The sequence below is a fragment of the Streptomyces parvus genome (assembly GCF_032121415.1).
In the GTDB taxonomy this organism is placed as follows: domain Bacteria; phylum Actinomycetota; class Actinomycetes; order Streptomycetales; family Streptomycetaceae; genus Streptomyces; species Streptomyces globisporus_A.
Genome location: NZ_CP135079.1, coordinates 5233666 through 5260202, shown reverse-complemented (window position 1 = coordinate 5260202; position 26537 = coordinate 5233666). Strand labels below are relative to the sequence as shown.

Genomic DNA, 26537 nt, shown 5'->3' with positions numbered 1-26537 from the left:
CATCAGCCGATCAGGCCAGGTCGGCCGCGAGGCGGGCGATCGCCTCGTCGACGGTCAGCTCCTCGCGCTCGCCGGTGCGGCGGTCCTTCAGCTCCAGGACGCCATCGGCGGAGCGGCGCCCGGCGACCAGGATCTTGGGCACGCCGATCAGCTCGGAGTCGGTGAACTTCACGCCGGGCGAGACGCCGGGGCGGTCGTCGACCAGGACGCGCAGGCCCGCCGCGTTGAGCTTCTCCGAGACGTCGAGGGCCAGCTCGGTCTGGAGGGCCTTGCCCGCGGCGACGACGTGGACGTCGGCCGGGGCGATCTCGCGGGGCCAGCACAGGCCCTTGTCGTCGGCGGTCTGCTCGGCGAGGGCCGCCACGGCGCGGGAGACGCCGATGCCGTACGAGCCCATCGTGACGCGGACGGGCTTGCCCTGCTGGCCGAGGACGTCGAGCTGGAAGGTGTCGGCGTACTTGCGGCCGAGCTGGAAGATGTGGCCGATCTCGATCGCGCGGTCCAGCACGAGGCCGGTGCCGCACTCGGGGCAGGGGTCGCCCTCCTCGACGACGACGACGTCCAGGTACTCGTCGACCTCGAAGTCGCGGCCCGCGACGACGTTCTTCGCGTGCTTGCCCTCCTTGTTGGCGCCGGTGATCCAGGAGGTGCCGGGGGCGACGCGGGGGTCGGCGAGGTAGCGGACCTTCTCCAGGCCCTGGGGGCCGACGTAACCGCGTACGAGGTCGTCGCGGCCGACGAAGTCCTCGGCGGTGACCAGCTCGACGACGGCGGGGGCCAGGTGCTCGCCCAGCTTGCCGAGGTCGACCTCGCGGTGGCCGGGGACGCCGACGGCGACGATCTCGCCGTCCACCTTGACCAGCAGGTTCTTCAGGGTGGCGGAAGCGGGGACGCCCAGGTGCGCGGCGAGGGTCTCGATGGTCGGGGTGTCGGGGGTGTCCAGCTCCTCGACCGCGCCGTGCGCCGAGCCGTCGACCGGGGCGAGCGCGAAGGTCACGGCCTCGGTGTTGGCGGCGTAGTCGCAGTTCGGGCAGTCGGCGAAGGTGTCCTCACCGGCGGCCGCGGGGGCGAGGAACTCCTCGGAGGCGGAGCCGCCCATCGCGCCGGAGACGGCGGAGACGATGCGGTGGTCCAGGCCCAGGCGCTCGAAGATCTTGATGTACGCGGCCCGGTGCAGGGCGTAGGAGTGCGCGAGGCCCTCGTCGGTGGTGTCGAAGCTGTACGAGTCCTTCATCTGGAACTCGCGGCCGCGGAGCACGCCCGAGCGGGGGCGGGCCTCGTCGCGGTACTTCGTCTGGATCTGGTAGAGCATCACCGGCAGGTCCTTGTAGGACGTGCACTGGTCCTTGACCGTCTGGGTGAAGATCTCCTCGTGGGTCGGGCCGAGGAGGTAGTCGCCGCCCTTGCGGTCCTTGAGACGGAAGAGCAGGTCGCCGTACTCCTCCCAGCGGCCGGACGCCTCGTAGGGCTCCTTGGGCAGCAGGGCGGGGAGCAGGACCTCCTGGGCGCCGATGGCGTCCATCTCCTCGCGGACGACGCCTGAGATGTTGTCCAGGACCTTCTTGCCGAGCGGCAGCCAGGACCAGATGCCGGCCGCGTTGCGGCGGACGTACCCGGCGCGGACCAGCAGCTTGTGACTGAGCGTCTCGGCGTCCGCCGGGTCGTCGCGCAGTGTCTTGACCATCAATCGGGACATGCGCTGGACCTGGGCCATGGTGAACTCCTGCTCGCGAAAGTGGTGAGCCCGAGGTTAACCGGGCGGCGCGGGCGGGCGGAAATCCATTCAGCTGGGACGCCGCAGCGGGAGGGGCGCTCCCATGACCGCGTACGGCTGCGGGGCGCTCGGGAAGACGACCTGGCGGGCCAGGTCGCGGTAGCCGAGCGAGCGGTACAGGGTGCGGGCCGGGCTGTCCTTGTCGATCGCCGAGAGGATCGAGCGGGGGTGGTCGACGGCGTCGGTGATGGTGGTGATCAGGGTGCGGCCGATGCCGCGCTGCTGGTGGTCGGGGTGGACGTGGAGCTCGGTGATGACGAAGGAGTCGTCGAGCCAGCCGTCGGCCCCGGTGGCCCGCAGATAGGGCTCGACGACGGTGGACCACCACTGGGCGCGGTCGTTGGGCAGCCCGTAGACGAAGCCGACGAGCCGTCCGTCGGGGGCGGTGGCGCCGAGTGCCCGGGCACGGGGGTGCTCCAGGTGCCGGAGGACGATGTGGCGGCGTACGTCGATCTCGTCCTGGCTGAGTCCGAAGGCGGCCGCCTGGACGTGCAGGGCTTCGTCGACGCGGGCGGCGAGGTCGACGGGGCCGATCTCGGCGTCGGGAGCTGCGGGGCCTTCTGCGGGGGCTGCCATGCCGGAACCCTACTGGCCGGGGCGGGCGCCTGGGTAAGCGCGGTGGTTCAGAACAGGACGCTCATGAACGCCCCGACCTCGCGGAAGCCGACGCGGTGGTAGGCCTTGCGGGCGGGGGTGTTGTAGTCGTTCACGTACAGGCTGACGACGGGGGCGACGTCGGCCAGGGCGTAGCGCAGGACCGCGGCCATGCCCGTTTCCGAGAGGCCCTTGCCCCGGTGTTCGGGGGCGACCCAGACGCCCTGGATCTGGCATGCCTGCGGCGTGGCCGCGCCGATCTCCGCCTTGAAGACGACCTTTCCGTCGTCGATGCGGGCGAAGGAGCGGCCGGTGCTGATGAGTTCGGCGACGCGGGCCTGGTAGAGGAGGCCGCCGTCGCCGGCGAGCGGGGAGATGCCGACCTCCTCGGTGAACATCGCGACGCAGGCCGGCATCAGGACCTCCACCTCGTCCTTGCGGATGCGGCGGACGAGCGGGTCGGGCGTGACGTCGGCGGCCGGGCTCTCGGTGACCATGAGGGGCTGGTTGGCGCGGACCTCGCGGGCGGGTCCCCAGCTGGGTTCGAGGAGCCGCCAGAGCTGGGTGGTGGGTTCGGCGGGGCCGACGATGGAGGAGCAGCGGCGGCCGGCTCTGCGGGCCCGGTCGGCGAAGGCGCGGACGGCTTCGGGTCCGGCGCAGATGGGGACGAGGTTGGCGCCGGAGTAGCACAGGGAGCGGAGCCTGCCGTCGGCGTACCAGCCCCACATCTCGCCGCCGAGACGCCAGGGGTCGAGCCCCGCGACCTGCACGCGGGACGTCACAAAGGCGTTGGCCACGGGCTCGCTCTCCAGGATGGCGAGTGCGGCGCCGAGGTCGCTGGGTTCGAGGACCCGGGTGGTGGTCTGCGTCAACACGAGGGGGCCTCACCATACGGTCTGCTGATTTCCGCACTGTAACCGACAAACCCCTCGAACACCGCTCGAGTCCGGGAGACGGTCTCCGCGGACGCCGCCGCCCCGCCGGGCACGGGGCTCGGCGGGGCGGTGATGGTGTGGAGGGGCGCAGGTCAGGCGGAGATGGAGACCTGCGGTTCGCCGGACGCGATGCCGTCCTTCTCCATCTGCTCGGCGATCTTCAGGGCCTCTTCGATGAGGGTCTCGACGATCTTCGACTCGGGGACGGTCTTGATGACCTCGCCCTTCACGAAGATCTGCCCCTTGCCGTTGCCGGAGGCGACCCCGAGGTCGGCCTCGCGGGCCTCACCGGGGCCGTTGACGACGCAGCCCATGACCGCGACGCGCAGCGGGACCTCCATGCCCTCCAGGCCGGCGCTGACCTGGTCGGCGAGCTTGTAGACGTCGACCTGGGCGCGGCCGCAGGACGGGCAGGAGACGATCTCCAGGCGGCGCTGCTTGAGGTTCAGCGCCTCCAGGATCTGCAGGCCGACCTTGACCTCCTCGGCCGGCGGGGCCGAGAGGGAGACGCGGATGGTGTCGCCGATACCCTCGGAGAGCAGGGCGCCGAAGGCGACGGCCGACTTGATGGTGCCCTGGAACGCCGGTCCGGCCTCGGTGACGCCGAGGTGGAGCGGGTAGTCGCTCTGGGCGGCGAGCTGGCGGTAGGCGTTGACCATGACGACCGGGTCGTTGTGCTTGACCGAGATCTTGATGTCGCCGAAGCCGTGCTCCTCGAAGAGGGACGCCTCCCACAGGGCGGACTCGACGAGGGCCTCGGGGGTGGCCTTGCCGTACTTCTTCAGCAGCCGCGCGTCCAGGGAGCCGGCGTTGACGCCGATCCGGATCGGGGTGCGGGTCTCGGAGGCCGCCTTGGCGATCTCCTTGACCTTGTCGTCGAACTGCTTGATGTTGCCCGGGTTGACCCGGACGGCCGCGCAGCCGGCGTCGATCGCGGCGAAGACGTACTTCGGCTGGAAGTGGATGTCGGCGATCACCGGGATCTGCGACTTCTTCGCGATGGTGGCGAGCGCGTCGGCGTCGTCCTGCGTCGGGCACGCGACCCGGACGATCTGGCAGCCGGACGCCGTCAGCTCGGCGATCTGCTGGAGCGTGGCGCCGATGTCCGACGTACGCGTCGTCGTCATCGACTGCACGGAAACGGGCGCGTCGCCGCCGACCGCGACCGTGCCGACCTGGATCTGTCGGCTGACCCTTCGGTCGGCGAGCTTGGTCGGAACGGCCGGCATTCCGAGAGAAATCGCAGTCATGCGCTGTGCATCCCCAAGGTGTGGATCAAGGTCCCGAGATCGGCGGGCTCCAGGCTTCGAGGTTACGGCACCGGAGCCCGGGCGGACGCACCCGTGTCGACATGTCCACCCCTCGGTGACCGGCCGGGCACGACCTGTGTGCCCGGCCGACACCGGTGAGGCGGGAGGGGTGCGGGGGGGGCGGTCAGCTGATTTTCACCGGGTTCACGATGTCGGCCACCAGGACCAGCAGCGTGAAGCAGATGAAGAGTCCGGCGACCACATAGGCGACCGGCATCAGCCGGGCCACGTCGAACGGGCCCGGGTCGGGGCGCCGGAAGACCCTGGCCACATTGCGCCGCAGCGACTCCCAGAGCGCGCCCGCGATGTGTCCGCCGTCCAGCGGTAGCAGGGGGAGCATGTTGAACAGGAACAGCGAGAGGTTGAAGCCGGCGAGCAGGAACAGCATCATCGCGACCTGGTTCTGCGCCGGGATGTCGAGGTTCATCACCTCGCCGCCGATCCGGGCCGCGCCGACCACGCCGACCGGCGAGTCGTCGGCCCGTTCGCCGTCGCTGAAGGCGGCGTCCCAGAGGGCCGGGATCTTGGAGGGCAGCGCGATGATGGAGTCGACGCCGTTCTCGATCATGTCACCCATGCGGACGACGGAGTCGCCGAAGGAGAGCGGCACGATCTCGGTCCGGGCGGCGAAGCCCAGGTAGCCCGCCTTGACGAACTCTTTCGGGATGACCTCGCCGTCGCTGTCCTTCTTGGCGACCTCGTTCTCACGCAGGACCGCGTTGAGCGTGACTTCCTTGCCGTCGCGTTCGACGACGATGGTGGCGGGGCCGATCGTCTCGCGGATGCGGTCCGAGAGCGTCGCCCAGTCGTCGACCTTCGTCCCGGCGAAGGCGACGATCTTGTCGCCCTCCCGGAGCCCGGCGACCTTGGCCGGCGAGGGGTCGTCGTCGGGCGTGCACTTCTGGCGGTTCTCGCTCTGCTTGATCACGCACTGCTGGACCCCGCCGACCTCGGTGGTCTGGGTCTGGAAGCCGAAGGTCATCGCGACGCCCATGAAGATGGCGACGGCGAGGACCAGGTTCATGAAGGGGCCGGCGAACATGACGATGACGCGCTTCCACGGCTTGCGCGTGTAGAAGAGCCGCTTCTCGTCGCCCGGCTGCAGCTCCTCGAACGCGGCGGAGCGGGCGTCCTCGATCATGCCGCGCCACGGGGAGGTGGAGCGGGCTTCGAGACGGCCGTCGGGGCCCGGCGGGAACATCCCGATCATGCGGATGTAGCCGCCGGCCGGGATGGCCTTGATGCCGTACTCCGTGTCGCCCTTCTTCTTCGACCAGAGCGTCGGGCCGAATCCGACCATGTACTGCGGGACCCGGATGCCGAACATCTTGGCCGTGGAGAGGTGGCCCAGCTCGTGCCAGGCGATGGAGAAGAGCAGGCCCACGACGAAGACGGCGATCCCCAGGACCGTCAGCAGGATCGAGGTCAGACTCATGCGTGCGCCTCCGCTGTCGCTTTCGCCGAGAGTTCCCGGGCCCGTGCACGGGCCCACGTTTCCGCTTCGAGGACGTCCGCGACGCTGAGCGAGGTTCCCGGGGCGGGGGTGCCGTGTTCAAACACCACAGCCGTGACCGTATCCATGATTCCGTTGAAGGGCAGCTGTCCGGCGAGGAACGCGTCGACGCATTCCTCGTTGGCCGCGTTGAACACGGCGGGTGCGGTGCCGCCGAGGCCGCCGACGTGCCGGGCGAGACCCACGGACGGGAAGGCGTCCGTGTCCAGCGGGAAGAACTCCCACGTGGAGGCCTTCGACCAGTCGAAGGCGGGGGCGGCGTCCGGGACCCGCTCGGGCCAGCCGAGGCCGATGGCGATGGGGCCGCGCATGTCCGGCGGGGTGGCCTGGGCCAGCGTGGAGCCGTCGCTGAACTCGACCATGGAGTGCACGTACGACTGCGGGTGGACCACGACCTCGATGCGGTCGAACGGAATGTCGTAGAGGAGGTGTGCCTCGATGACCTCCAGCCCCTTGTTGACCAGGGTCGCGGAGTTGATCGTGATGACCGGCCCCATAGCCCAGGTCGGGTGGGCGAGCGCCTGCTCGCGGGTGACGTCGGCCAGCTCCTCGCGGGTACGGCCCCGGAAGGGTCCGCCGGAGGCGGTGACGACGAGTTTGCGGACGTCGGCGCGGGTGCCCGCGGCCAGCGCCTGGAAGAGAGCGGCGTGCTCGGAGTCGACCGGGATGATCTGGCCGGGGGCGGCGAGCGCCTTCACCAGCGGGCCGCCGACGATCAGCGACTCCTTGTTGGCGAGGGCGAGCGTGCGGCCCGCCCTCAGCGCGGCGAGGGTCGGGGCGAGGCCGATGGAGCCGGTGATGCCGTTGAGCACGGTGTGGCAGGCGCTCGCGGCGAGGGTGGTGGCCGCGTCGGGTCCGGCGAGGATCTCGGGGAGCGGCTCACCGGCCCCGTACTGGTCCCGCAGCGCCTCGCGCAGGGCGGGGACCGCGTCCTCGGCGGCGACCGCGACCGTGTTCACACGCAGCCGCCGGGCCTGCTCGGCCAGCAGGGCGACCCGGCCGCCGGCGGCCGAGAGCGCCGTGACCCGGAAGCGGTCGGGGTTGCGCAGGACCAGGTCGATGGCCTGGGTGCCGATGGACCCGGTGGAGCCGAGGATCACGAGATCCCGGCGGCCGTCCGCGGCGTCGAAGAGGAGATGCGGATCGGCGAGGGGGGCGGGGCTGTCGCTCATGCCCCCCATTGTTGCCGCTCCGGCTGTGTGCGGGGACAGCGCGTCCCGCGTGAGCCGGTCCCGCGACCCCGTTCAGCGCCCCTGGAGGTCGTGCGCGAACTCCGCGAACGCCTCGTGGAAGCGCGGGAAGGTCTTGCGTACGCAGCCGGGGTCGTCGTACGTCAGTCCCGGGGTGCGCAGTCCGGCGACGGCGAAGGACATCACGATGCGGTGGTCGCCGCGGGTGGCGATCTCGGTGGGCTTCGGCGTGCCGGGGTGGATCTCGATCCGGTCCGGGCCGGTGTGGACGGTGATGCCCATGGCGCGCAGGTTCTCGGCGCACGCCTCCAGCCGGTCGCACTCCTTGACCCGGGTGTTGGCGACGTCCTCGATGATGACGGGCCCGTCCGCGTACGGCGCGATGGCGGCGAGGGTCGGCATGGTGTCGGAGATGTCGCGCATGTTGACGGTGATCCCGCGCAGCCGGCCGGTGGAGCGGACGGTGGTGGCGTCGGCGCCGAGGCTGACCTCGGCGCCCATCTCCCGCAGGACGTCGACGAAGCGCAGGTCGCCCTGGAGCGCGCCGGTGCCGAGGCCGGGGACGGTGACCTCTCGGCCGGTGAGCGCGGCGGCGGCGAAGAAGTAGCCGGCGGTGGAGGCGTCGGGCTCGACGGCGTAGGCGGTGGCCCGGTAGCCGCCGGGAGGGACGGTGAAGGTGTTCCCCTCCCGCTCCACCTCCACGCCGAAATCGCGCATCATCGCGAGGGTGATCTCGACGTACGGCGCGGAGACCAGCTCGGTGACCTCGATGCGCAGCCCCTTCGCGGTGAGCGGCCCGAGCATCAGCAGCGCGGTGAGGTACTGGGACGACTCCCTCGCGTCCAGGGTGAGTTCACCGCCCTCGATCCCGGCGGCGCGCACGGTCAGCGGGTGGTGCCCCTCCGCTCCCCCGTGGCGCAGGTCGACGCCGAGGGCGGTGAGGGCCCGGGTGAGCGGGGCGAGCGGGCGGCGGCGCATCTGGGCGGAGGCGTCGAAGCGGTACGTGCCGGAGGCGGCGGCCGCGACGAGGGTGGGCAGGAAGCGGGCGGTGGTCGCGCCGTCGCGGCAGTAGACGTCGGCGTCGGTGGCGGCGGGCCCGGCCGGGCGCCCCTGGACGCGCCAGCGGTCGGCCTCCTGCTCGACCACGTAACCGAGGCTCTTCAGACCTTCGGCGAAGCCCTCGGTGTCGTCCGAGCGCAGCGGCCTCAGCAGGGTGGTGGTGCCGTCGGCGGCGGCGGCCAGGAAGAGGGCGCGGGCGGTGACGGACTTGGAGCCGGGTATGTCGATGACGGTCACGGCCCTCATCCTGCCCTGCGGCGCGCGGGGCCGGCAGGGTGCGTCCGGTGCGTGGACGCGGTGGACGCACCCGTACGGTGGCGCGCCTGGGGCCTGTCGTCGAACTGCCGCCGTCACGCGGCAGGCGGCAGTTCGACGACAGGACCTAGCGCACCGGCCGGTGCTGGTTCTCCTCGACGGAGGGGCCCGGGGTGGCGTCGGCGATCCAGGGGCCCTCACCGCTCGGGTCGATGACGCCCTCCTCCAGCCAGGTGTACGTCCCGGACAGGACGCCGTCGACCACGCGCCGGTCGAGGTCGTCGGTGTTGGACCACAGGCGGGTGAACAGCTCCTCGACCCGGATGCGGGCCTGCTCGCAGAAGGCGTCCGCGAGCTGGTAGGCCTCGCGGCCGTGCTCCCCCGCCCCGCGCAGATGTTCGGCGCGGACGCAGGCGGCGCTCATGGCGAAGAGTTCGGCGCCGATGTCGACGATCCGGCCGAGGAAGCCCTGTTTGGTCTCCATCCGGCCCTGCCAGCGGGACATGGCGTAGAAGGTGGACCGGGCGAGCTTGCGCGAGCACCGCTCGACGTACCGGAGGTGCCCGGAGAGGTCGCGATGACCGACCGGGTGGAACTCGGCGTACGTACGCGGCAGTTGCCCCGGCCCGGCGACGAGTTTGGGCAGCCAGCGGGCGTAGAACCCGGCGGCGTTGGCTCCCGCTTTCGCCTTGGCCGAGAGCGGCTTGTCGGGATCGATGAGGTCGCCGGCGACCTTGAGGTGGGCGTCGACGGCCTCGCGGGCGATCAGCAGGTGCATGATCTCGGTGGAGCCCTCGAAGATCCGGTTGATCCGCATGTCCCGGAGCATCTGCTCGGCCGGCACGGGCCGCTCCCCGCGGGCGGCCAGCGACGCGGCGGTCTCGAAGCCGCGGCCGCCGCGGATCTGGACCAGTTCGTCGGCGATCAGCCAGCCCATCTCGGAGCCGTACAGCTTGGCGAGGGCGGCCTCGATGCGGATGTCGTTGCGGTCCTCGTCGGCCATCTGCGAGGAGAGGTCGACGATGGCCTCCAGGGCGAAGGTGGTGGCCGCGATGAACGAGATCTTGGAGCCGACCGCCTCGTGCCGGGCGACGGGCCGGCCCCACTGCTCGCGTACGGCGGACCATTCCCGGGCGATCTTCAGCGACCACTTGCCGACGCCGACGCACATCGCGGGCAGCGAGAGGCGGCCGGTGTTGAGGGTGGTCAGGGCGATCTTCAGCCCGGCCCCCTCGGGCCCGATCCGGCAGGCTCCGGGCACCCGCACCTGGTGGAAGCGGGTGACGCCGTTCTCGATGCCGCGCAGGCCCATGAAGGCGTTGCGGTGCTCCACGGTCACGCCGGGGGCGTCGGCCTCGACGACGAAGGCGGTGATGCCGCCCGGGTGCCCCTCGGAGGCGGGAACCCGGGCCATGACCACGAGCAGATCGGCGACGACGCCGTTGGTGGTCCAGAGCTTCACGCCGTCGAGGAGGTAGTCAGGACCGTCGGGCACCGCGGTGGTGGCGAGGCGGGCCGGGTCGGAGCCGACGTCCGGCTCGGTCAGCAGGAAGGCGGAGATGTCGGTGGTGGCCAGCCGGGGCAGGTAGACGTCCTTCTGCTCCTGGGTGCCGAAGGTCTTCAGGGGCTGCGGTACGCCGATCGACTGATGCGCGGAGAGCAGCGCGCCGATCGCGGGGCTGGCGGAGCCGACGAGAGCGAGCGCCTTGTTGTAGTACACCTGGGTGAGTCCGAGCCCGCCGTACTTGGTCTCGATCTTCATCCCGAGGGCGCCGAGCTCCTTGAGCCCGCTGATCACCTCGTCGGGGATCTTCGCCTCGCGCTCGATGCGCGCGCCGTCGATGCGCCTCTCGCAGAACGCCCGCAGCCGCGCCAGGAACTCCTCGCCGCGCCGTATGTCGTCGGGCGGCGGCAGGGGGTGCGGATGGATCAGGTCGAGCCGGAAGCGCCCCAGGAACAGCTCCTTGGCGAAGCTGGGCTTGCGCCAGTCCTGCTCACGGGCGGCCTCGGCGACCCGTCGCGCTTCGCGTTCGGTGACCTTCGGGGCCTTGGGGACCTGGGGGGTGTTGTGTGGTGCGGACATGCGGGACCTCACCTCGCCGCGCGCGACCAGGAGGGATGGGCCGCCCGGGACGCACGGACTGCTAGTCGCTGCTTTCTGGTCCGTATGTAACCCGTGTACTCGTGGTTCGGCACCCGCACCAGATCCCGCGCGCCGACACCCGGACGGCCCGAACCCCCGCACAGTGGGTTCGGGCCGTCCGTGTCGCGCCCCCGCCCGCACCCGCTGTCCAGGCGGGGGCGCGGGCGGGGGCGTCCGGGGTGTTACAGGGCGAGGCCCGTGAGGACCAGGACGCGCTCGTAGGTGTAGTCGTCCATGGCGTAGCGGACGCCCTCGCGGCCGACGCCGGACTGCTTGGCGCCGCCGTACGGCATCTGGTCGGCGCGGTACGAGGGGACGTCGCCGATGATCACGCCGCCGACCTCCAGGGCCCGGTGGGCGCGGAAGGCGGTCTGGAGGTCGTGGGTGAAGACCCCTGCCTGGAGGCCGTACTTGGAGGAGTTGACCGCGGCGAACGCCTCGGCCTCGCCGTCGACCTTCTGGAGCGACATGACCGGGCCGAAGACCTCTTCGCAGGAGAGCGTGACGTCGTCGGGGAGGGAGGCGAGGACGGTCGGGGCGTAGGTGGCGCCGTCGCGCTTGCCGCCGGTGAGCAGCTCCGCGCCGCCCCGGACGGCCTCGTCGACCCAGGACTCGACGCGCTTAGCCGCGTCCTCGCTGACCAGGGGGCCGACATCCGTGGTGGCGTCGGCCGGGTCGCCGGTGACCAGGGCCTCGACGGCGGCGACGATCTTCGGGACGAGGCGGTCGTAGACCGAGGCGTCGGCGATGACGCGCTGCACGGAGATGCAGGACTGGCCGCCCTGGTAGTTGGAGAAGGTGGCGATCCGGGTGGCCGCCCAGTCCAGGTCCTCGTCGGAGGCGTAGTCGCCGAGGACGACCGCGGCGCCGTTGCCGCCGAGCTCCAGGGTGCAGTGCTTGCGGGGCACCGATTCCATGATCGCGTAGCCGACCGGGCCCGAGCCGGTGAAGGAGATGACCGGCAGCCGCTCGTCCTGGACCAGGGCGGGCATCTTGTCGTTCGGGACCGTCAGGACCGACCAGGAGCCGGCCGGGAGGTCGGTCTCGGCCAGCAGCTCGCCCAGGATCAGGGAGGAGATGGGGGTGGCCGGGGCCGGCTTGAGGATGATCGGGGCGCCGACGGCGATGGCCGGGGCGACCTTGTGGGCGCTGAGGTTCAGCGGGAAGTTGAAGGGCGCGATACCGAGGACGGCCCCGCGCGGGAAGCGCCGGGTCAGCCCGAGGCGGCCGGTGCCGCCGAGGTCGGTGTCGAGCCGCTGTGCCTCTCCGCCGTTGAAGCGGCGGGCCTCCTCGGCGGCGAACCGGAACACGGACACGGCCCGGCCGACCTCGCCGCGGGCCCACTTGATCGGTTTGCCGTTCTCCGCCGAGATCAGCTGGGCGATCTCCTCGGTGCGCTCCGTCAGCCGCCGGACGACGTGGTCGAGGGCCGCGGCCCTCACGTGCGCCGGGGTGGCGGCGAACTCGTCGCGTACGGCGTGGGCTGCGGCGACGGCCTCCTCGACCTGGGCGTCGGTCGGCACGCTGACGGTGCCGACGAGGCGCCCGTCGTACGGGTTGGTGACGTCGAAGCTGTCGGCACCGGTGGCCCGGCGGCCGGCCACCCAGAAGGCGTGGGGCGAAGTCATGGAGGTTCCGGCCCTTCGGAGGTCGTGAGTTCGGAGGTCGTGAGGAGGTCGTGACGTACGTCGTGGGCGCCCGTAAGGCTCCCCTCTGTGGTCCCACGGTAGGGCGGGAAGACGCTCAGGGCGTTTGTCCGGCGTGGAGCGGAGCCGGGGCCGGGTGCGCCGAATCGGCGGAAGGGACGTCCGTGGAGCGCGAGCTGCCCGCCCGCCGGGCGGCGCTCGGTCCTCGGCGGGCGGCGGTCGACCCTCCGGCGGGTGGCGTTCGCCTTTCGACGGGCGGTGGTCGGTCCTCCGGCGGGTGGCGTTCAGTCCTCGGCGGACGGCGGTCAGCCCTCCGGCGGGTGGCGTTCAGTCGGCGGGCGTGGTCGCCGCCGTCGCCTTGAGGGCGAGCCACAGCTCCATGCGGACGTCCGGGTCGTCCAGCGAGCGGCCCAGGATCTCCTCCACCCGGCGCATCCGGTAGCGCAGGGTGTGCCGGTGCACGCCCAGGTCGGCGGCGGCGGCGTCCCACTGGCCGTGGCGGGAGAGCCAGGCGCGCAGGGAGGCCACGAGGTCGCCGCGGCCCTTGGCGTCGTGCTCGCGCAGGGCGCGGAGCATGCCGTCGGCGAAGGCCCGTACCGCGTCGTCGGCGAGCAGCGGGAGGACCGAACCCGCGGCCAGCTCCTCGTGCTCGACCAGGGCCCTGCCCCGGCGGCGGGCGACGGAGAGAGCCTGTTCGGCCTGCTTGTACGCCGCGGAGACGGCGATCGGGCCGGCGGGGGCGGAGAGCCCCACCACGACGTCGCTGTCCTCGGCGCCGCCCTCGCGCGGGGCGCGGTCGTCCTGGGCCTCGGCGTAGGCCGCGCAGGCGGCCACGGCGGCCCCGCCGTCGGCGGCGAGCACGACGACGCGTTCGCCTTCGCCCTCGGGGACCAGGAGCAGCGCCTCGCCGCTGCGGGCGGCGGCGGCCTCCATCGTCTCGGTCAGCAGCTCGGGCCCGGCGGGCGCGGCGGCCTCGGCGATGAACAGCCGGAACGGGGCGTCGAGCAGCCCGCCGTAGAGGTCTCCGGCGACGGCGCGGGCATGGTCGGGCTGTCCGGCGAGCAGCATCCGCAGGACGGCGGCGCCCAGGCGTTGCTCGGCGCCCTGGAGGGAGCGGGAGCGGGCGGTGGTCAGGGTGAGCAGGGCGACGGCGGAGTGCACGGCGTACCGCTCGGCGGTCCCGAGCGCCGCTCCCGTACCGACGGCCAGGGCGCCGCGTGCCCGGCGGCCGGTGCCCAGCGACTGGAGCTCCACCCGGTCTTCGCTGTCCGCGACGACGATGCTGGCGGGGGCGGGTCTGTCCCGGAGGCGTTCGACGTCGGGGGTGAGGCGGGCGGCGCGGCGGGCGGCCCACTCGGGGGCGGCCGCGAGCACCGCGCCGGAGGTGTCGTAGAGGGCGGCCCAGCCGTCGATGTGGGCGGCGAGCCGGGCGAGGAGGCCCGCGGGCCCGTCCCCGGCGAGCGCGGCCTTCGTCAGCTCGCGCTGGGCCTCGAAGCCGGCGGTGACCGCGCGGTACTGGTCGGCGGCGATGGCGGCGGAGACGGCCTTGCTGATGGCGAGGAAGGGGGTGCGGCGGGGCACTTCGAGGAGCGGCAGGCCCGCTTCCTCGGCGGCTTCGACGAGTGCTTGCGGGACGTCTTCGTAGGTGACCCCGACCGCGAAGCCGACCCCGGCGACTCCGGCCCCGGCCAGCCGTCGCACGTACCGCCGCATGGAGTCGGCGTTCTCCGCGTCGAGGTTGGTGGCGGTCACGAGGAGGAGTTCGCCGCCGTCCATGTACGGGACGGGGTCGGCGAGCTCGCTGGCGTGGGCCCAGCGCACGGGGGTGTCGAGCCGGTCCGCGCCCGCCCGCACGGTGAGCTTGAGCGCCGAGTTCTGGACGAGCGAGGCGAGCGTGGGGGGCATGGACCGGGAACCCTCGGGGTCGGGGATGTGGTCGCGGGCGCCCCCGTACGGACGACCGGTCCCCCGGCCGCGACGGTGGCCCCGCATTTCGCCGTCCCGTATGAACGGCTCCCTCCGATTCTGCCAGGCTGGCAGGGTGCCGGTAACCGCTCTCCGTCGACCGTCGGGTTACTTCCGGGTAGCCGTTGCGGTGCTCTCAGCCGTCGAGGTGAACCAGGAGAGGGGGTGCGTGTTCGCCCTCGACGTTGGCCAACCGGATGACCGCATGCCCGGCCGGGACCGCGTACGCCAGCTCCGAGGCCGACCAGCGCTCCCGCTCGACCTGCCGTACGGTCACCGCGTCCGTGGTCACGGCCTTGCCGGTGACGAGCTTGCGCAAGGCGTGCAGGGCGCGGGTGAACGGCTGGTCGGCGAAGACGGTGTGCTGGGCGACCTCGCGGGTCTCCACCCATTCCTTGCCCCAGGCCTCGGCGAAGCGTTTGCCGTCCCAGGTGGTGATGCCGGAGAAGGCCGCCGTGCAGCCGACCGCCCCGAGCAGCGGGGTGTGCAGGGCCTCGGGGACGTCGTCGACGGTACGCAGGGCGAGCACCGCCCCGGCGTTGACCGAGCGCAGTCGGCGGATGCCGCGGACGGTCTCGGCGGTGACCGCGTGGGTGGCGTCGTCCAGGACGAGGCAGACGAAGAGCGAGGTGTCGGTGCGGGCGGCGGTGATCGCGGTGAACTGGGCGAGGAGCAGCCGGGTCAGCAGCCGGGACGCCTCCGCGTGGCCGCGCTCCGGCAGGTCGACGCGGACCCGCAGCGGGTGCTGGCCGAGCGCCCGCAGCTCGAAGGGGCGGGCGTCCGGGCCGGTGGCGAAGAACCCGGCGAACGTGGGCCGGTCGAGCAGGGCCACCCGGTCGGCGAGGGCGGGCGCCGGGTCGCCGGGGCCGCCCGCCTGCCGGGACCGCGCGTCCAGCTCGCGGAGCATCGCGTGGTGACCCGCGGCTTCGAGGCAGGCGCGGAGCCCGGCGAACGCGGCCGGTGTGCCGTCGAGGAGTTCCCGCAGTTCGGGCACGGAGGGGAAGTAGCCGTGGGCGGCGTGGTACGGGCCGAGCAGCTGGGCGAGGACGGTGGCGGCGCGGCGGCTGTCGAGGCTGCCCACATCGCCGACGAGCCCTTCGGCGAGGACGGCTGCCGCCTCGTCGGGGTCGGTGGTGCCGCCGTACAGGTCGATGTCGTGGGCGGAGCCGGGGTGGCCCACACGGACGACGACGTCGAAGGCGTCGTCCGGGCCGAGCGGCTCACCCGCCCCGCCGACGGCGAGGACCGCCGCCTGTCCGGCCAAGGCGCGCAGGGCGAGCGCTTCGACGACCGGCCGGATCAGCCGGGCGGACTTCCCGGCGCCGGGCGGTCCGACGGCGAGCAGGGAGGTGCCGAGCAGCGCGGGGTCCAGGGCGAGGCCCGTGCCCCGGCGGATGTAGGGGTTGTGCGGGTCGTCGGCGCACCGGCCGATCCTGACCTGACCGGTGAGCACGTCGTGGCGGGCGGTGCGCCGGGGGAGGTCGCGGTGGCCGGAGGGGTGCAGGGCGGCGGCCCCGCCGGTCCGCAGGACGGACTCGGCGAGCGGTCCGAGCCGGTCGGGCCGCCGGGTGGCGAGCCGCCAGGCGTGGCGCAGCCGGGCCACGTCCACGTCGTTCATGCGGCCGGTGCGGACCTCGGCGGTGAGCGTGTCCGCGGCGTCGGTCCAGCCCGCGGCGCGCAGTTCGGGCCACTGGTCGGCGGAGGTCGTGGTGGCAGGGGCCGCGTCGGCGTCCGGCGCAGGGACGCCGCTTCCCCGGCGGGCGGCGATCAGTTCACGCCAGCGGCCGAGCCGGGCGAAGGGCCAGAGGACGGCGGCGGCGATCAGCCCGTAGATCACGTTGACGACGGTCTGGCTCTGGTAGATCTCGCCGCCCGCGACGGAGGCGACGAGGACCAGGACCGGGCGGACGACCGGGAGCGCCTCCTTCCAGACGAGCAGCTGGGTCAGGCCCGCCGCGGCGGCCGCCGCGAGCGCGAGGAAGGGCTGCCCGCGCTCCGCGACATGGCGGCGGAAGAGCTCGGAGAAGTTGCCGATCCGGCCGCAGCCGTAGGCCAGCAGGCCGAAGAGGATCGCCTCGTACACCGTGAGCGCGTCGCTGCCCTCGATGGTGCGTGGGCCGCCGGAGGTGCCCGGGTTCCACCACTCCCCCGGCGTGAAGAGCTTCAGCGGGACGAGGCGGTAGGGGAGGTAGCCGTTGCGCCACAGCGACCACAGCAGCAGCGCGGAGAGCAGCGAGATCAGGGCGCCGACCAGCAGCGACCGGTCGGAGACGCGCTCGGACTCCTCGGGCGGGGGCGGGGTGTACCCGTACCGCCAGACGCCCGGTTCCTGTTGCGGGCGGGGAGTGCGCAGCCAGGCGTCGACCGGGGTCCCGGGGGCCGGTCGCTCGACGGACGGGGCCGCCGGGGCGGGACCGGCCGGGCGGCTTTCCCACGGCGGGGCCGAAGCGGACCCCGCGCGCCACCGCTCCGTCGGCGTGCCCGGGTGGCGGTCGCCCGGATTCTGGCCGGCCTGGTTCCGGTCGCCCGGATGCCGGTCGCCCGGATGCGTGCCGGTGGCGGGGTGCGGTACCCGCGGCGGATGCGCGGGCGGTGGCGGAACGGCCGGTTCGGGGGCCCTGTCCGCGCTCGGTCCCCGTACACCCCGCGTGCCGTCGTCGTCCATGAACCACTGCCCCCTTGACCTGCCGGTCCGTCCGCTGCCCCGGTCAATCTAGTGCGCACACACGGTGAGTTCAGCAACGCGCCCGGATAGTGACCGCCCTGCCCACCGTGGACCCGGCCCGCGCCGACATGGCGAGCAGGCCCCCACCCGCCCCCCCACCTGTCCGCCAAGGACAAGGACACACCCCCCACCACTCCCGATCGGAGCATGCCCGCACCCCTCCCCCACCCCTAGCCTGCAGAAAAGAAGAGCGTCCCGAACACCCCCAGGAGCCCCGCATGACCGCAATCCCGCAGGAGCGCCGCGTCGTCACTGCCATCCCCGGCCCGAACTCCGTCGAGCTGCAGGCTCGTCGTATCGCGGCCGTCGCCGCAGGTGTGGGCTCCACCCTGCCGGTGTTCATCTCCCGGGCCGGCGGCGGGATCATCGAGGACGTGGACGGCAACCGGCTGATCGACTTCGGGTCCGGGATCGCCGTGACCTCCGTGGGCGCCTCCGCGGAGGCCGTCGTGCGGCGGGCCTCCGCGCAGCTCGCGGACTTCACCCACACCTGTTTCATGGTCACGCCGTACGAGGGGTACGTCGAGGTCTGTGAGCAGCTCGCCGAGCTGACCCCGGGCGACCACGCGAAGAAGTCCGCGCTGTTCAACTCGGGCGCCGAGGCCGTCGAGAACGCGGTGAAGATCGCCCGCGCCTACACCAAGCGCACCGCCGTCGTCGTCTTCGACCACGGCTACCACGGCCGCACCAACCTCACCATGGGCATGACGGCGAAGAACATGCCGTACAAGCAGGGCTTCGGCCCCTTCGCGCCCGAGGTCTACCGCGTCCCGGTCGCCTACGGCTACCGCTGGCCGACCGGTGCCGAGAACGCCGGGGCCGAGGCGTCCGCGCAGGCCATCGACGCGATCACCAAGCAGATCGGCGCCGACAACGTCGCCGCGATCATCATCGAGCCGGTGCTCGGCGAGGGCGGCTTCATCGAACCGGCCAAGGGCTTCCTCCCGGCGATCGCGCAGTTCGCCAAGGACAACGGCATCGTGTTCGTCGCGGACGAGATCCAGTCCGGCTTCTGCCGTACCGGGCAGTGGTTCGCCTGCGAGGACGAGGGCGTCGTCCCGGACCTGATCACCACCGCCAAGGGCATCGCGGGCGGCCTGCCGCTCTCCGCCGTGACCGGTCGCGCCGAGATCATGGACGCCGCGCACGCGGGCGGCCTGGGCGGGACGTACGGCGGAAACCCGGTCGCGTGCGCCGGTGCGCTGGGGGCGATCGAGACGATGCGTGAGCTGGACCTGAACGGGAAGGCCAAGCGGATCGAGGAGGTCATGAAGGGCCGCCTCGCCGAGATGCGGGCGAAGCTCCCGAACGGCGACATCATCGGTGACATCCGCGGCCGTGGCGCGATGATCGCGATCGAGCTGGTGAAGTCCGGCACGAAGGACCCGCACCCGGAGGCGGCGGGCGCGCTCGCGAAGGCCTGCCACGCCGAGGGTCTGCTCGTGCTGACCTGTGGCACGTACGGCAACGTCCTGCGCTTCCTGCCGCCGCTGGTGATCGGCGAGGACCTGCTGAACGAGGGCCTCGACATCATCGAGCGGGCGTTCGGCACGCTCTGATGCCTCGAACCCGGGAACGAGCGGCGGCGGCCCGTCGCCGCTTCCGTCCGGCATCCGGGTGAGGGCCTGTGAAGAACGTGTGCGGGGGCGATGGCGGGAGTCGGTGGCTACTGTCGGCCGCCCCTCCGCTGCCGTACGGTTTCTGCAGATGAGAGAAACACCTCGGCCGCGGGAAACCGCGGCCGACTCCGGGCCGGGGCTTCCCCAGCACTGTCCGGAGCGTGCGTTCGCGCATGCCGGAGCCGATGGCTCCGGGACTCCTCACCGATCGGACGGCCGCCCGCCCCACACCCCCCGGGGCGCGCGGCGAACCGATCTCGCCGGCCATCCCGGAACAACCCCCCCTGTTCCCGGGTGGCCGGCCCCCCTCGTCTCCGGTGCCCTCGGTCTGCTCGCGGTCCTCTTCGCCCTGGTCACCTGGCAGGTCGCCGTCGAGGGTCCGGTGCTGCGGCTGGACGAACGGGTGGGCGCGAAGCTGTTCGAGCGCGGTCCGGCCGGGCTGACCCAGGTCTTCTCCGACCTCGGCGGGATGCCCGTGGCGCTCCCGGTGCTGACCTGCGCGATCGCGTACGCCCTGTGGCACCGGGCCCTGCGGCTCGCGGTGTACGCGGCCCTCACCATGGCGGCGGTGCCCGCGCTGGTGATCCCGCTGAAGGTGGCCACCGCCCGTCAGGGGCCCCTGACGGAGGCCGTCAACTACTACCCGTCCGGTCATACGGCGACGGCAGCCGTGGCGTACGGGGCCACGGCCCTGGTGCTGCTGGCGCTGCCGCGACCGGCGTGGCTGCGGGAGGCTTCCTGGCCCCGGGCGTGGATGATGCCCGTCGCCGCGATCCTGCTGACCACGGCGACGGGCATCGGTCTGGTGCTGCACGGCTACCACTGGCCGCTGGACGTGCTGGCCAGTTGGTGCCTGGGGCCGTTGGTGCTGGCGCCCCTGTGGTGGGTCAGTTGCCGAAGTAGGCGTCGAAGTTCCGGCTGAACTCCCAGTTGTTGAAGCGGTCCCAGTTGATCGACCAGGTCATCAGGCCGCGTAGGCCGGACCAGGTTCCGCGGGTCTGGTAGGAGCCGCAGTCGGTCTTCTTGATCAGGCAGTTGAGCGCCTTGTCGACCTCGGCCGGGGTGGTGTGGCCGTTGCCCGCCTGGGTGGAGGCCGGGAGCCCGATGGCGACCTGGTCGGGGCGCAGGCCGGGGAAGACCTTGGTGGTGTCGCCCGCCACCGGGAAGCCCGCGAGCAGCATGTCGGTCATCGCGATGTGGAAGTCCGCGCCGCCCATGGTGTGGTACTGGTTGTCGAGCCCCATGATCGGACCCGAGTTGTAGTCCTGGACGTGCAGCAGGGTCAGGTCGTCGCGCAGCGCGTGGATGACCGGCAGATAGGCGCCGGCCCGCGGGTCCTGGCCGCCCCAGGGGCCCGAGCCGTAGAACTGGTAGCCGAGCTGCACGAAGAAGGTCTCGGGCGCCATCGTGAGGACGAAGTCGGAGCCGTACTTCGCCTTGAGGGACTTCACCGCGGAGATCAGGTTCACGATCACCGGTGAGGTCGGGTGGCGGAAGTCGGTGTCTCCCGTGTTGAGGGAGAGCGAGTGGCCTTCGAAGTCGATGTCGAGGCCGTCGAGACCGTAGGTGTCGATGATCTTCGAGACCGAGGTGACGAAGGCGTCCCGGGCGGCGGTGGAGGCGAGCTGCACCTGTCCGTTCTGGCCGCCGATCGAGATCAGCACCTTCTTGCCCGCGGCCTGCTTGGCCTTGATCGCGGCCTTGAACTCCGCCTCGGACTCGACGTTCGGGCACTCGGCGACCGGGCAGAGCGAGAAGCGGATGTCGCCGGAGGTGACGGAGGTGGGCTCGCCGAAGGCGAGGTTGATCACGTCCCAGGAGTCGGGGACGTCCGCCATCCGTGTGTAGCCGGAGCCGTTGGCGAAGCTGGAGTGCAGATAGCCGACGAGTGCGCGGGCGGGGAGCCCGGTGTCGCCGCCTCCGCCGCCCTCGGTGGTGGTCGCGGTGACGGCGGCGGACTTCGCGGATTCCCCGGCCGCGTTGGTGGCGGTGACCTGGAAGCTGTACGCGGTCGAGGGCGTCAGGCCCGTCACGGTGGCGGAAGGGCCGGTGGCCGTGGTCACCTTCGTACCGCCGCGGTAGACGTTGTAGCCGCTCGCGCCGGACACGGCGTTCCAGGAGAGCGCCACGGAGGAGGAGGTGAGCGCGGTGGCCCGCAGGCCCGCGGGGACGGCCGGGATGACGACCGGTTCGCCGCCGGGGCCGACGAGGCTGAGGTCGTCGGCGTAGTAGGCGGGGGTGCCGTACCAGCCGTGGGTGTAGACGCTCACCGAGGTGGTGGAGGGGCCGGTCCTGAAGGTGGTGGTGAGCTGCTTCCACGCGCCGGGGGACTGGGTCCAGGTGGAGACGTCGGTGGTGCCGGTGCCGGACGCGCCGAGGTAGACGTAACTGCCCTGCACCCAGGCGCTCAGCGTGTACGAGGAGTTGGGCTTGACCGTGATGGTCTGGGAGCACTTGGCGTGGTCGCTGCCGGCCGGGGTCGCCTTCAGCGCGGAGGCGCCGGTGCGCTTGGGTGCGGTGACGGCCGCCCCGCTGGAGTTCGCGCAGTTCCAGCCGTCCAGGCCCGCCTCGAAGCCGCCGTTGCGCACCAGGTCCACGTCGGCGGCACCCGCCGCCGGAGCCGTGGCGACCAGGGCTCCGGCGGCGAGCAGGCCGGCCGAGCAGGCGGCCAGAAGTCTGGAAAGTCTGACGATGGGTCCGGTGCGTTCCACAACAGCCTCCGCGCAGGGGGGAATTCGGGGTGTGGCGTGCGCACAACATGGTCCAGACCAATGAGGTTGTCAAGACCTCTGGCGGCCGCTCAGCCCTCCGGGCGCCCTTCACGGCTGTCCCGGGCGTCGCGGGCCTTCCCGGCGGCCGCACCCGCCGCTTCGTGCATCGCGAGTTCGAGGAGCGCGGCGTCGGTGAGGGTCCCCGAACCGTCCGGCGGGATGAGCCAGCGCACTCCCCCGGTGGCGCGCCCCGGATACGGGACGACGATCCAGGTGCCCTGACCGCACCCCCTGATCCCGGTGCCGATCCAGCGGGAGACGGTGCCCGGCGGGACGAAGAACCCCATGCGGGACTCCCCGAAGTCGGCGAGGACGGGGCCCGGGCGGTCGATGAGGCGAGTGAGGACGTCGAGCGTCGGATAGCCCAGCTCACCGGGGAGGATCAGCACATCCCAGCGCCTGCCGGCGGGAAGGAGCGCGATCCCCTGCGGGTTGCGCTCCCATTCCCACCGGCAGGCGCTGGGATCCGGTGCCACCGATGTGAGCCACTCGATCGCGGCTTTCGTCTCCGGTCCCGTCATGACCAGCCTCCCGTTGCCGTGAACACCGGCAGGGTTCTGCCGGCGGGTACACGGGCGAGAGAGCGCTCGACCCCGGCTATGACGCGGGTTGGGGCCGTGAATGCCGTGACGTGAGTCACACTGTCGGACAGGGTGTCAACTGTCGAAGCCGAGGCCCAGCTTGTCCATGGCCTTCAGCCACAGATTGCGGTGGCCGCCGTTGCTGTCGGCGCGCGCCAGGGACCGCTTGGTGATCTCGATCCCGGCCCAGGCGAAGGGCTCCGGCGGGAAGGGCATCGGCTTGGAGCGGACCATCTCCAGCCGGGTCCGTTCGGTCTCCTCGCCGGAGAGCAGATCGAGCATCACATCGGCCCCGAACCGGGTCGACCCGACGCCGAGACCGGTGAATCCGGCGGCGTAGGCGACCCGCCCCCGATGGGCCGTTCCGAAGAATGCCGTGAAGCGGGAACAGGTGTCGATCGCGCCGCCCCAGGCGTGCGAGAAATTCAGCCCGGAAAGCTGCGGGAAGCAGGTGAAGAACTGCTCCGCCAGTTTCAGGAACGTCTCCGGCCGCTGGTCGAGATCGGCGCTGAGCCGACCCCCGTAAGGATAGATCGCGTCGTATCCGCCCCAGAGAATCCGGTTGTCCGCGGAAATCCTGAAGTAGTGGAACTGGTTGGCACTGTCGCCGAGCCCCTGGCGGCCTTTCCAGCCGATGGATTCCAGCTGTTCGGTGGTGAGCGGTTCGGTCATCAGCGCGTAGTCGTAGACCGGCACGGTGTACGGCCGGACCCGCTTGACGAGCGAGGGGAAGATGTTGGTCCCGAGCGCGACCCGGCGGGCGAAGACCCTGCCGTACGGAGTGCGGACCGCCACCCCCGTACCGGAGCGGACGAGGTCGAGGCCGCGGGTGTGCTCGTAGATCCGTACGCCCAGTTCCCGGCAGGCCCGCTTGAGGCCCCAGGCGAGCTTCGCCGGGTGCAGCATCGCGACGCCGCGCCGGTCCCAGAGGCCGCCGAGGAAGGTCGGCGAGTCGACCTCGGCGCGCAGGGCGTCACGGTCCAGGAAATCCACGCCCGTGATGCCGAGCTTCACGATCTCTTCGTGCCATTCCCGCAGCTCTTCGAGCTGGTGGGGCTCGGTGGCGACATCGATCTCGCCGGTCCGCTCGAACTCGCAGTCGATACCGTAGCGGTCGACGGCGGCCTCGATGGCGTCGAGGTTCCGCTCCCCCAGCTCCTCCAGCCGCACGATCTCCTCGGGCCAGCGCTCCACGCCGTTGGCCAGCCCGTGGGTGAGTGAGGCGGCGCAGAAGCCGCCGTTGCGGCCCGAGGCGGCCCAGCCCACCTCGTGCCCCTCGATGAGGACGACGTCCCGCTCCGGATCGCGCTCCTTGGCGATGAGCGCGGTCCACAGCCCGCTGTAGCCGCCGCCGACGACCAGGAGGTCGGTGTGCTCGTCGCCGGTGAGGGCGTCCAGCGCGTCGGGTCTGGCCGGGTCGTCGAGCCAGTAGGAGACCGGCTTGGCGCCGGAGAGGGATTGTGCAGCAGTACGCATGGCAGCTGGGGCCATGGTTTCCAACTCCTTCAGGAATTTCAGTTTCGAGCATTGCTCTTGCGGCGGCTCGCGATGAGCTGGCCGACAAGAACCATCAGTACCGCAATGGCGAACATGGCGGTGCCGATGACATTGATCTGCACGGGCGTGCCGCGCTGGGCCGATCCCCAGACGAACATGGGGAACGTGACGGTGGATCCCGCGTTGAAATTCGTAATGATGAAATCGTCGAACGAGAGGGCGAAGGCGAGCAGCGCTCCCGCCGCGATGCCGGGGGCGGCGATGGGAAGGGTCACCCGTACGAAGGTCTGCACGGGGCCCGCGTAGAGGTCGCGGGCGGCTTCCTCCAGTCTCGGGTCCATCGACATGACGCGCGCCTTGACGGCGGTCACCACGAAGCTGAGGCAGAACATGATGTGCGCGATCAGCACGGTCCAGAAGCCGAGCTCGGCGCCCATGTTCAGGAAGAGGGTGAGCAGGGAAGCGGCCATGACGACCTCGGGCATCGCCATCGGCAGGAAGATCAGCGAGTTGATCGCGCCGCGCGCCCGGAAGCGGTAGCGGACCAGGGCGAAGGCGATCATCGTGCCGAGCGCGGTCGCCCCGAGCGTCGCCCAGAAGGCGATCTGGAGCGAGAGGGAGAGCGAGCCGCACAGGTCGGCGACGCCGCAGGGGTCCTTCCAGGCGTCCAGCGAGAACTGCTGCCAGGCGTAGTTGAAGCGCCCCTTGGGCCTGTTGAACGAGAACACCATGACGACGATGTTCGGCAGGATCATGTACGCGAGGGTCAGCAGACCCGCGATGACGACCAGGTTCCGGCGTATCCAGCGCAGTACGGGCATCAGACCAGGTCCTCCGTCCCGGAGCGGCGGATGTAGAAGGTGACCGCCAGCAGGACGATCGCCATGAGGATGAACGAGAGCGCGGCGGCCGTCGGATAGTCCAGGACCCGCAGGAACTGGCTCTGGATGACGCTGCCGACCATCTTGGTGTCGGTGGAGCCCAGCAGCTCGGCGTTGACGTAGTCGCCGCTGGCCGGGATGAAGGTCAGCAGGGTGCCGGAGACCACGCCCGGCATGGAGAGCGGGAACGTCACCTTGCGGAAGGTGGTGGCGGGGGTGGCGTAGAGGTCGCCCGCCGCCTCGTGCAGCCGGCCGTCGATCCGCTCCAGCGAGGTGTAGAGCGGCAGGATCATGAACGGCAGGAAGTTGTACGTCAGACCGCAGACGACGGCCATCGGGGTGGCCAGGACCCGGTTGGACTCGGTCCAGCCGAGCCAGCTGGTGACGTCCAGGACGTGCAGGGTGCTGAGCACGTCCACGACCGCGCCGCCGTCGGCGAGGATCGTCTTCCACGCCAGCGTACGGATGAGGAAGCTGGTGAAGAACGGGGCGATGACCAGCACCAGCACCAGGTTGCGCCAGCGGCCCGCCTTGAACGCGATGAGGTAGGCGAGCGGGTAGCCCAGCAGCAGGCACAGGATCGTGGCGGTGCCCGCGTAGAGCAGGGACCGGATGAACTGCGGGTAGTACTCGCGCAGCGCGTCCGCATACGTCTGGAAGTGCCAGGTGACCTCGAAGCCCTGCTCCAGCGAGCCGGTCTGTACGGAGGTGGAGGCCTGGTAGACGAGCGGCAGGGCGAAGAAGACGAGCAGCCAGAGGATGCCGGGAAGCAGCAGCCAGTACGGCACGAGCCGTTTGCGGGTGGAGGGCTTGCGGAGCGCCGGGCCCTGCGGCTCCCGGGGTTCGGCGGGCGGCGCGGGCGGCGCCTCGGTGACGCTCATTCCGCGTCCTCCACGCTCGTCGCGCCCGCGTCGATGTCCTGGGCGGCGTCGAGTCCGAAGGTGTGGGCGGGGTTCCAGTGCAGGACGACCTCGGCGCCGGGGACCAGGCGGGTGTCGCGTTCGATGTTCTGCTCGTACACCTGGAGGGCCGTTCCGGCCGGGCTCTCGACCACGTACTGGGTGGAGACGCCGATGAAGCTGGAGTCGGTGATACGGCCGGTGACGCGGTTGCGGCCGGCGGGGATGCCATCGGCGTCGTCGGCGTGGGCCAGGGATATCTTCTCCGGCCGGATGCCGAGGAGGAGACGGCCGCCGGCGGCGGTGGAGGAGGCCGAACATCGCTCGCGGGGCAGCGTGAGCTTTCCGCCGCCCGCGGCCACCACCAGGTTCTCGCCGGTGGAGACGGTCTCGCCCCCGATGAGGTTGGAAGTGCCGAGGAAGTTGGCGACGAAGGTGGTGCGCGGGTTCTCGTAGAGGTCGGCGGGGGCGCCGAGCTGCTCGACGCGGCCGCCGTTCATCACCGCGACGGTGTCGGCCATGGTCATGGCCTCCTCCTGGTCGTGGGTGACGTGCACGAAGGTGATGCCGACCTCGGTCTGGATCCGCTTGAGCTCCAGCTGCATCTGGCGGCGGAGCTTGAGGTCGAGGGCGCCGAGGGGTTCGTCGAGCAGCAGGACCTGCGGGTGGTTGATGAGGGCGCGCGCGACGGCGACGCGCTGCTGCTGGCCGCCGGAGAGCTGGTGCGGCTTGCGGCGGGCGAAGTCGCCGAGCTGGACCAGCTCCAGCATCTCGTCGACCTGCTTCTTGACCGACTTGATGCCGCGCCGGCGCAGCCCGAAGGCGACGTTCTCGGTGATGTCGAGGTGCGGGAAGAGCGCGTAGCTCTGGAAGACGGTGTTGACGGGCCGCTTGTACGGGGGCAGGTCGGTGATGTCCTTGTCCCCGAGGAAGACCGTGCCGGTGGTGGCCTCCTCCAGGCCCGCGATCATCCGCAGGGTGGTGGTCTTGCCGCAGCCGGACGCGCCGAGCAGGGCGAAGAAGGAACCCTCGGGAACGGTCAAGTCGAGCGGGTGCACGGCGGTGAAGGAGCCGTAGGTCTTGCTGATCCCGGCGAGGCGGACATCGCCGCCCGCGGTCTGCTGCTGTGTCATGGGTCGCAGTCCCAGTGTGTTCGGGGGGAGTTCAAAGAGGGCAGGGC

The 26537-nt window shown here is 71.7% G+C and carries 19 protein-coding genes; 2 read left to right on the top strand and 17 right to left on the bottom strand.

Translation table 11 applies throughout. The features are described 5' to 3' along the window. Positions 1-10: 10 nt before the first annotated feature. The 11 genes from RNL97_RS24795 to RNL97_RS24745 form a co-directional block, all read right to left on the bottom strand. Entirely contained in the window at positions 11-1714 is a 1704-nt protein-coding gene (locus tag RNL97_RS24795; protein WP_030588028.1) for a proline--tRNA ligase, read from the bottom strand. Between the two features lie 69 nt (positions 1715-1783). Continuing rightward, positions 1784-2350, bottom strand: coding sequence for a GNAT family N-acetyltransferase (locus tag RNL97_RS24790; protein WP_030588026.1), 567 nt, complete (start codon positions 2348-2350; stop codon positions 1784-1786). A gap of 47 nt (positions 2351-2397) precedes the next feature. Beyond that, entirely contained in the window at positions 2398-3243 is an 846-nt protein-coding gene (locus tag RNL97_RS24785) for a GNAT family N-acetyltransferase (RefSeq protein ID WP_030588024.1), read from the bottom strand. Between the two features lie 152 nt (positions 3244-3395). After that, positions 3396-4553 (bottom strand): flavodoxin-dependent (E)-4-hydroxy-3-methylbut-2-enyl-diphosphate synthase, encoded by a 1158-nt coding sequence (gene ispG / locus RNL97_RS24780; RefSeq protein ID WP_030588021.1) that lies wholly within the window; start codon positions 4551-4553, stop codon positions 3396-3398. A gap of 184 nt (positions 4554-4737) precedes the next feature. Next, on the bottom strand, positions 4738-6048 hold the full coding sequence (locus RNL97_RS24775; protein WP_243315330.1) for a M50 family metallopeptidase: 1311 nt from the start codon (positions 6046-6048) through the stop codon (positions 4738-4740). Further along, entirely contained in the window at positions 6045-7298 is a 1254-nt protein-coding gene (dxr, locus tag RNL97_RS24770) for a 1-deoxy-D-xylulose-5-phosphate reductoisomerase (protein WP_243315328.1), read from the bottom strand. The genes RNL97_RS24775 and dxr overlap by 4 nt, the downstream gene beginning before the upstream one ends. 72 nt (positions 7299-7370) lie before the next feature. Further along, positions 7371-8612 carry a 3-phosphoshikimate 1-carboxyvinyltransferase gene (aroA, locus tag RNL97_RS24765; protein WP_313751205.1) on the bottom strand — a complete coding sequence of 414 codons (1242 nt, stop codon included), beginning with the start codon at positions 8610-8612 and terminating at the stop codon, positions 7371-7373. A 145-nt stretch (positions 8613-8757) separates the two neighbouring features. Further along, entirely contained in the window at positions 8758-10713 is a 1956-nt protein-coding gene (locus RNL97_RS24760; RefSeq protein ID WP_030588013.1) for an acyl-CoA dehydrogenase family protein, read from the bottom strand. A 242-nt stretch (positions 10714-10955) separates the two neighbouring features. Next, complete coding sequence (locus RNL97_RS24755; protein ID WP_243315324.1) at positions 10956-12401, bottom strand: aldehyde dehydrogenase family protein; 1446 nt, start codon at positions 12399-12401, stop codon at positions 10956-10958. Positions 12402-12746: 345 nt separating this feature from the next. Next, positions 12747-14324: a PucR family transcriptional regulator gene (locus tag RNL97_RS24750; RefSeq protein ID WP_030588010.1), complete on the bottom strand. Its 1578-nt coding sequence runs from the start codon at positions 14322-14324 to the stop codon at positions 12747-12749. Positions 14325-14520: 196 nt separating this feature from the next. Next, a complete protein-coding gene (locus RNL97_RS24745) occupies positions 14521-17049 on the bottom strand; it encodes an ATP/GTP-binding protein (protein WP_313751204.1) in 2529 nt (842 codons plus the stop codon). Between the two features lie 278 nt (positions 17050-17327). On the opposite strand from RNL97_RS24745, the gene gabT reads away from it, so the two are divergent. Continuing rightward, positions 17328-18668 carry a 4-aminobutyrate--2-oxoglutarate transaminase gene (gene gabT, locus RNL97_RS24740; RefSeq protein WP_030588006.1) on the top strand — a complete coding sequence of 447 codons (1341 nt, stop codon included), beginning with the start codon at positions 17328-17330 and terminating at the stop codon, positions 18666-18668. A 148-nt stretch (positions 18669-18816) separates the two neighbouring features. Then, positions 18817-19650 carry a phosphatase PAP2 family protein gene (locus RNL97_RS24735; protein WP_313751203.1) on the top strand — a complete coding sequence of 278 codons (834 nt, stop codon included), beginning with the start codon at positions 18817-18819 and terminating at the stop codon, positions 19648-19650. Here the strand turns inward: RNL97_RS24735 and RNL97_RS24730 are convergent. The 6 genes from RNL97_RS24730 to RNL97_RS24705 form a co-directional block, all read right to left on the bottom strand. Continuing rightward, the gene (locus tag RNL97_RS24730) at positions 19616-21439 is read right to left on the bottom strand and encodes a chitinase (RefSeq protein ID WP_030588000.1); all 1824 of its coding nucleotides are present in this window, start codon (positions 21437-21439) and stop codon (positions 19616-19618) included. The two genes, RNL97_RS24735 and RNL97_RS24730, sit on opposite strands and share 35 nt — an antisense overlap. Positions 21440-21528: 89 nt before the next feature. After that, positions 21529-22020: a hypothetical protein gene (locus tag RNL97_RS24725; RefSeq protein ID WP_313751202.1), complete on the bottom strand. Its 492-nt coding sequence runs from the start codon at positions 22018-22020 to the stop codon at positions 21529-21531. A gap of 135 nt (positions 22021-22155) precedes the next feature. After that, a complete protein-coding gene (locus RNL97_RS24720; RefSeq protein WP_030587995.1) occupies positions 22156-23571 on the bottom strand; it encodes an NAD(P)/FAD-dependent oxidoreductase in 1416 nt (471 codons plus the stop codon). Positions 23572-23594: 23 nt separating this feature from the next. Next, positions 23595-24398, bottom strand: coding sequence for an ABC transporter permease (locus RNL97_RS24715; RefSeq protein WP_030587991.1), 804 nt, complete (start codon positions 24396-24398; stop codon positions 23595-23597). After that, positions 24398-25339, bottom strand: coding sequence for an ABC transporter permease (locus RNL97_RS24710; protein WP_030587988.1), 942 nt, complete (start codon positions 25337-25339; stop codon positions 24398-24400). Before RNL97_RS24710 ends, RNL97_RS24715 begins: the two co-directional genes overlap by 1 nt. Beyond that, complete coding sequence (locus RNL97_RS24705) at positions 25336-26490, bottom strand: ABC transporter ATP-binding protein (protein WP_030587985.1); 1155 nt, start codon at positions 26488-26490, stop codon at positions 25336-25338. The genes RNL97_RS24710 and RNL97_RS24705 overlap by 4 nt, the downstream gene beginning before the upstream one ends. Positions 26491-26537 lie beyond the last annotated feature (47 nt).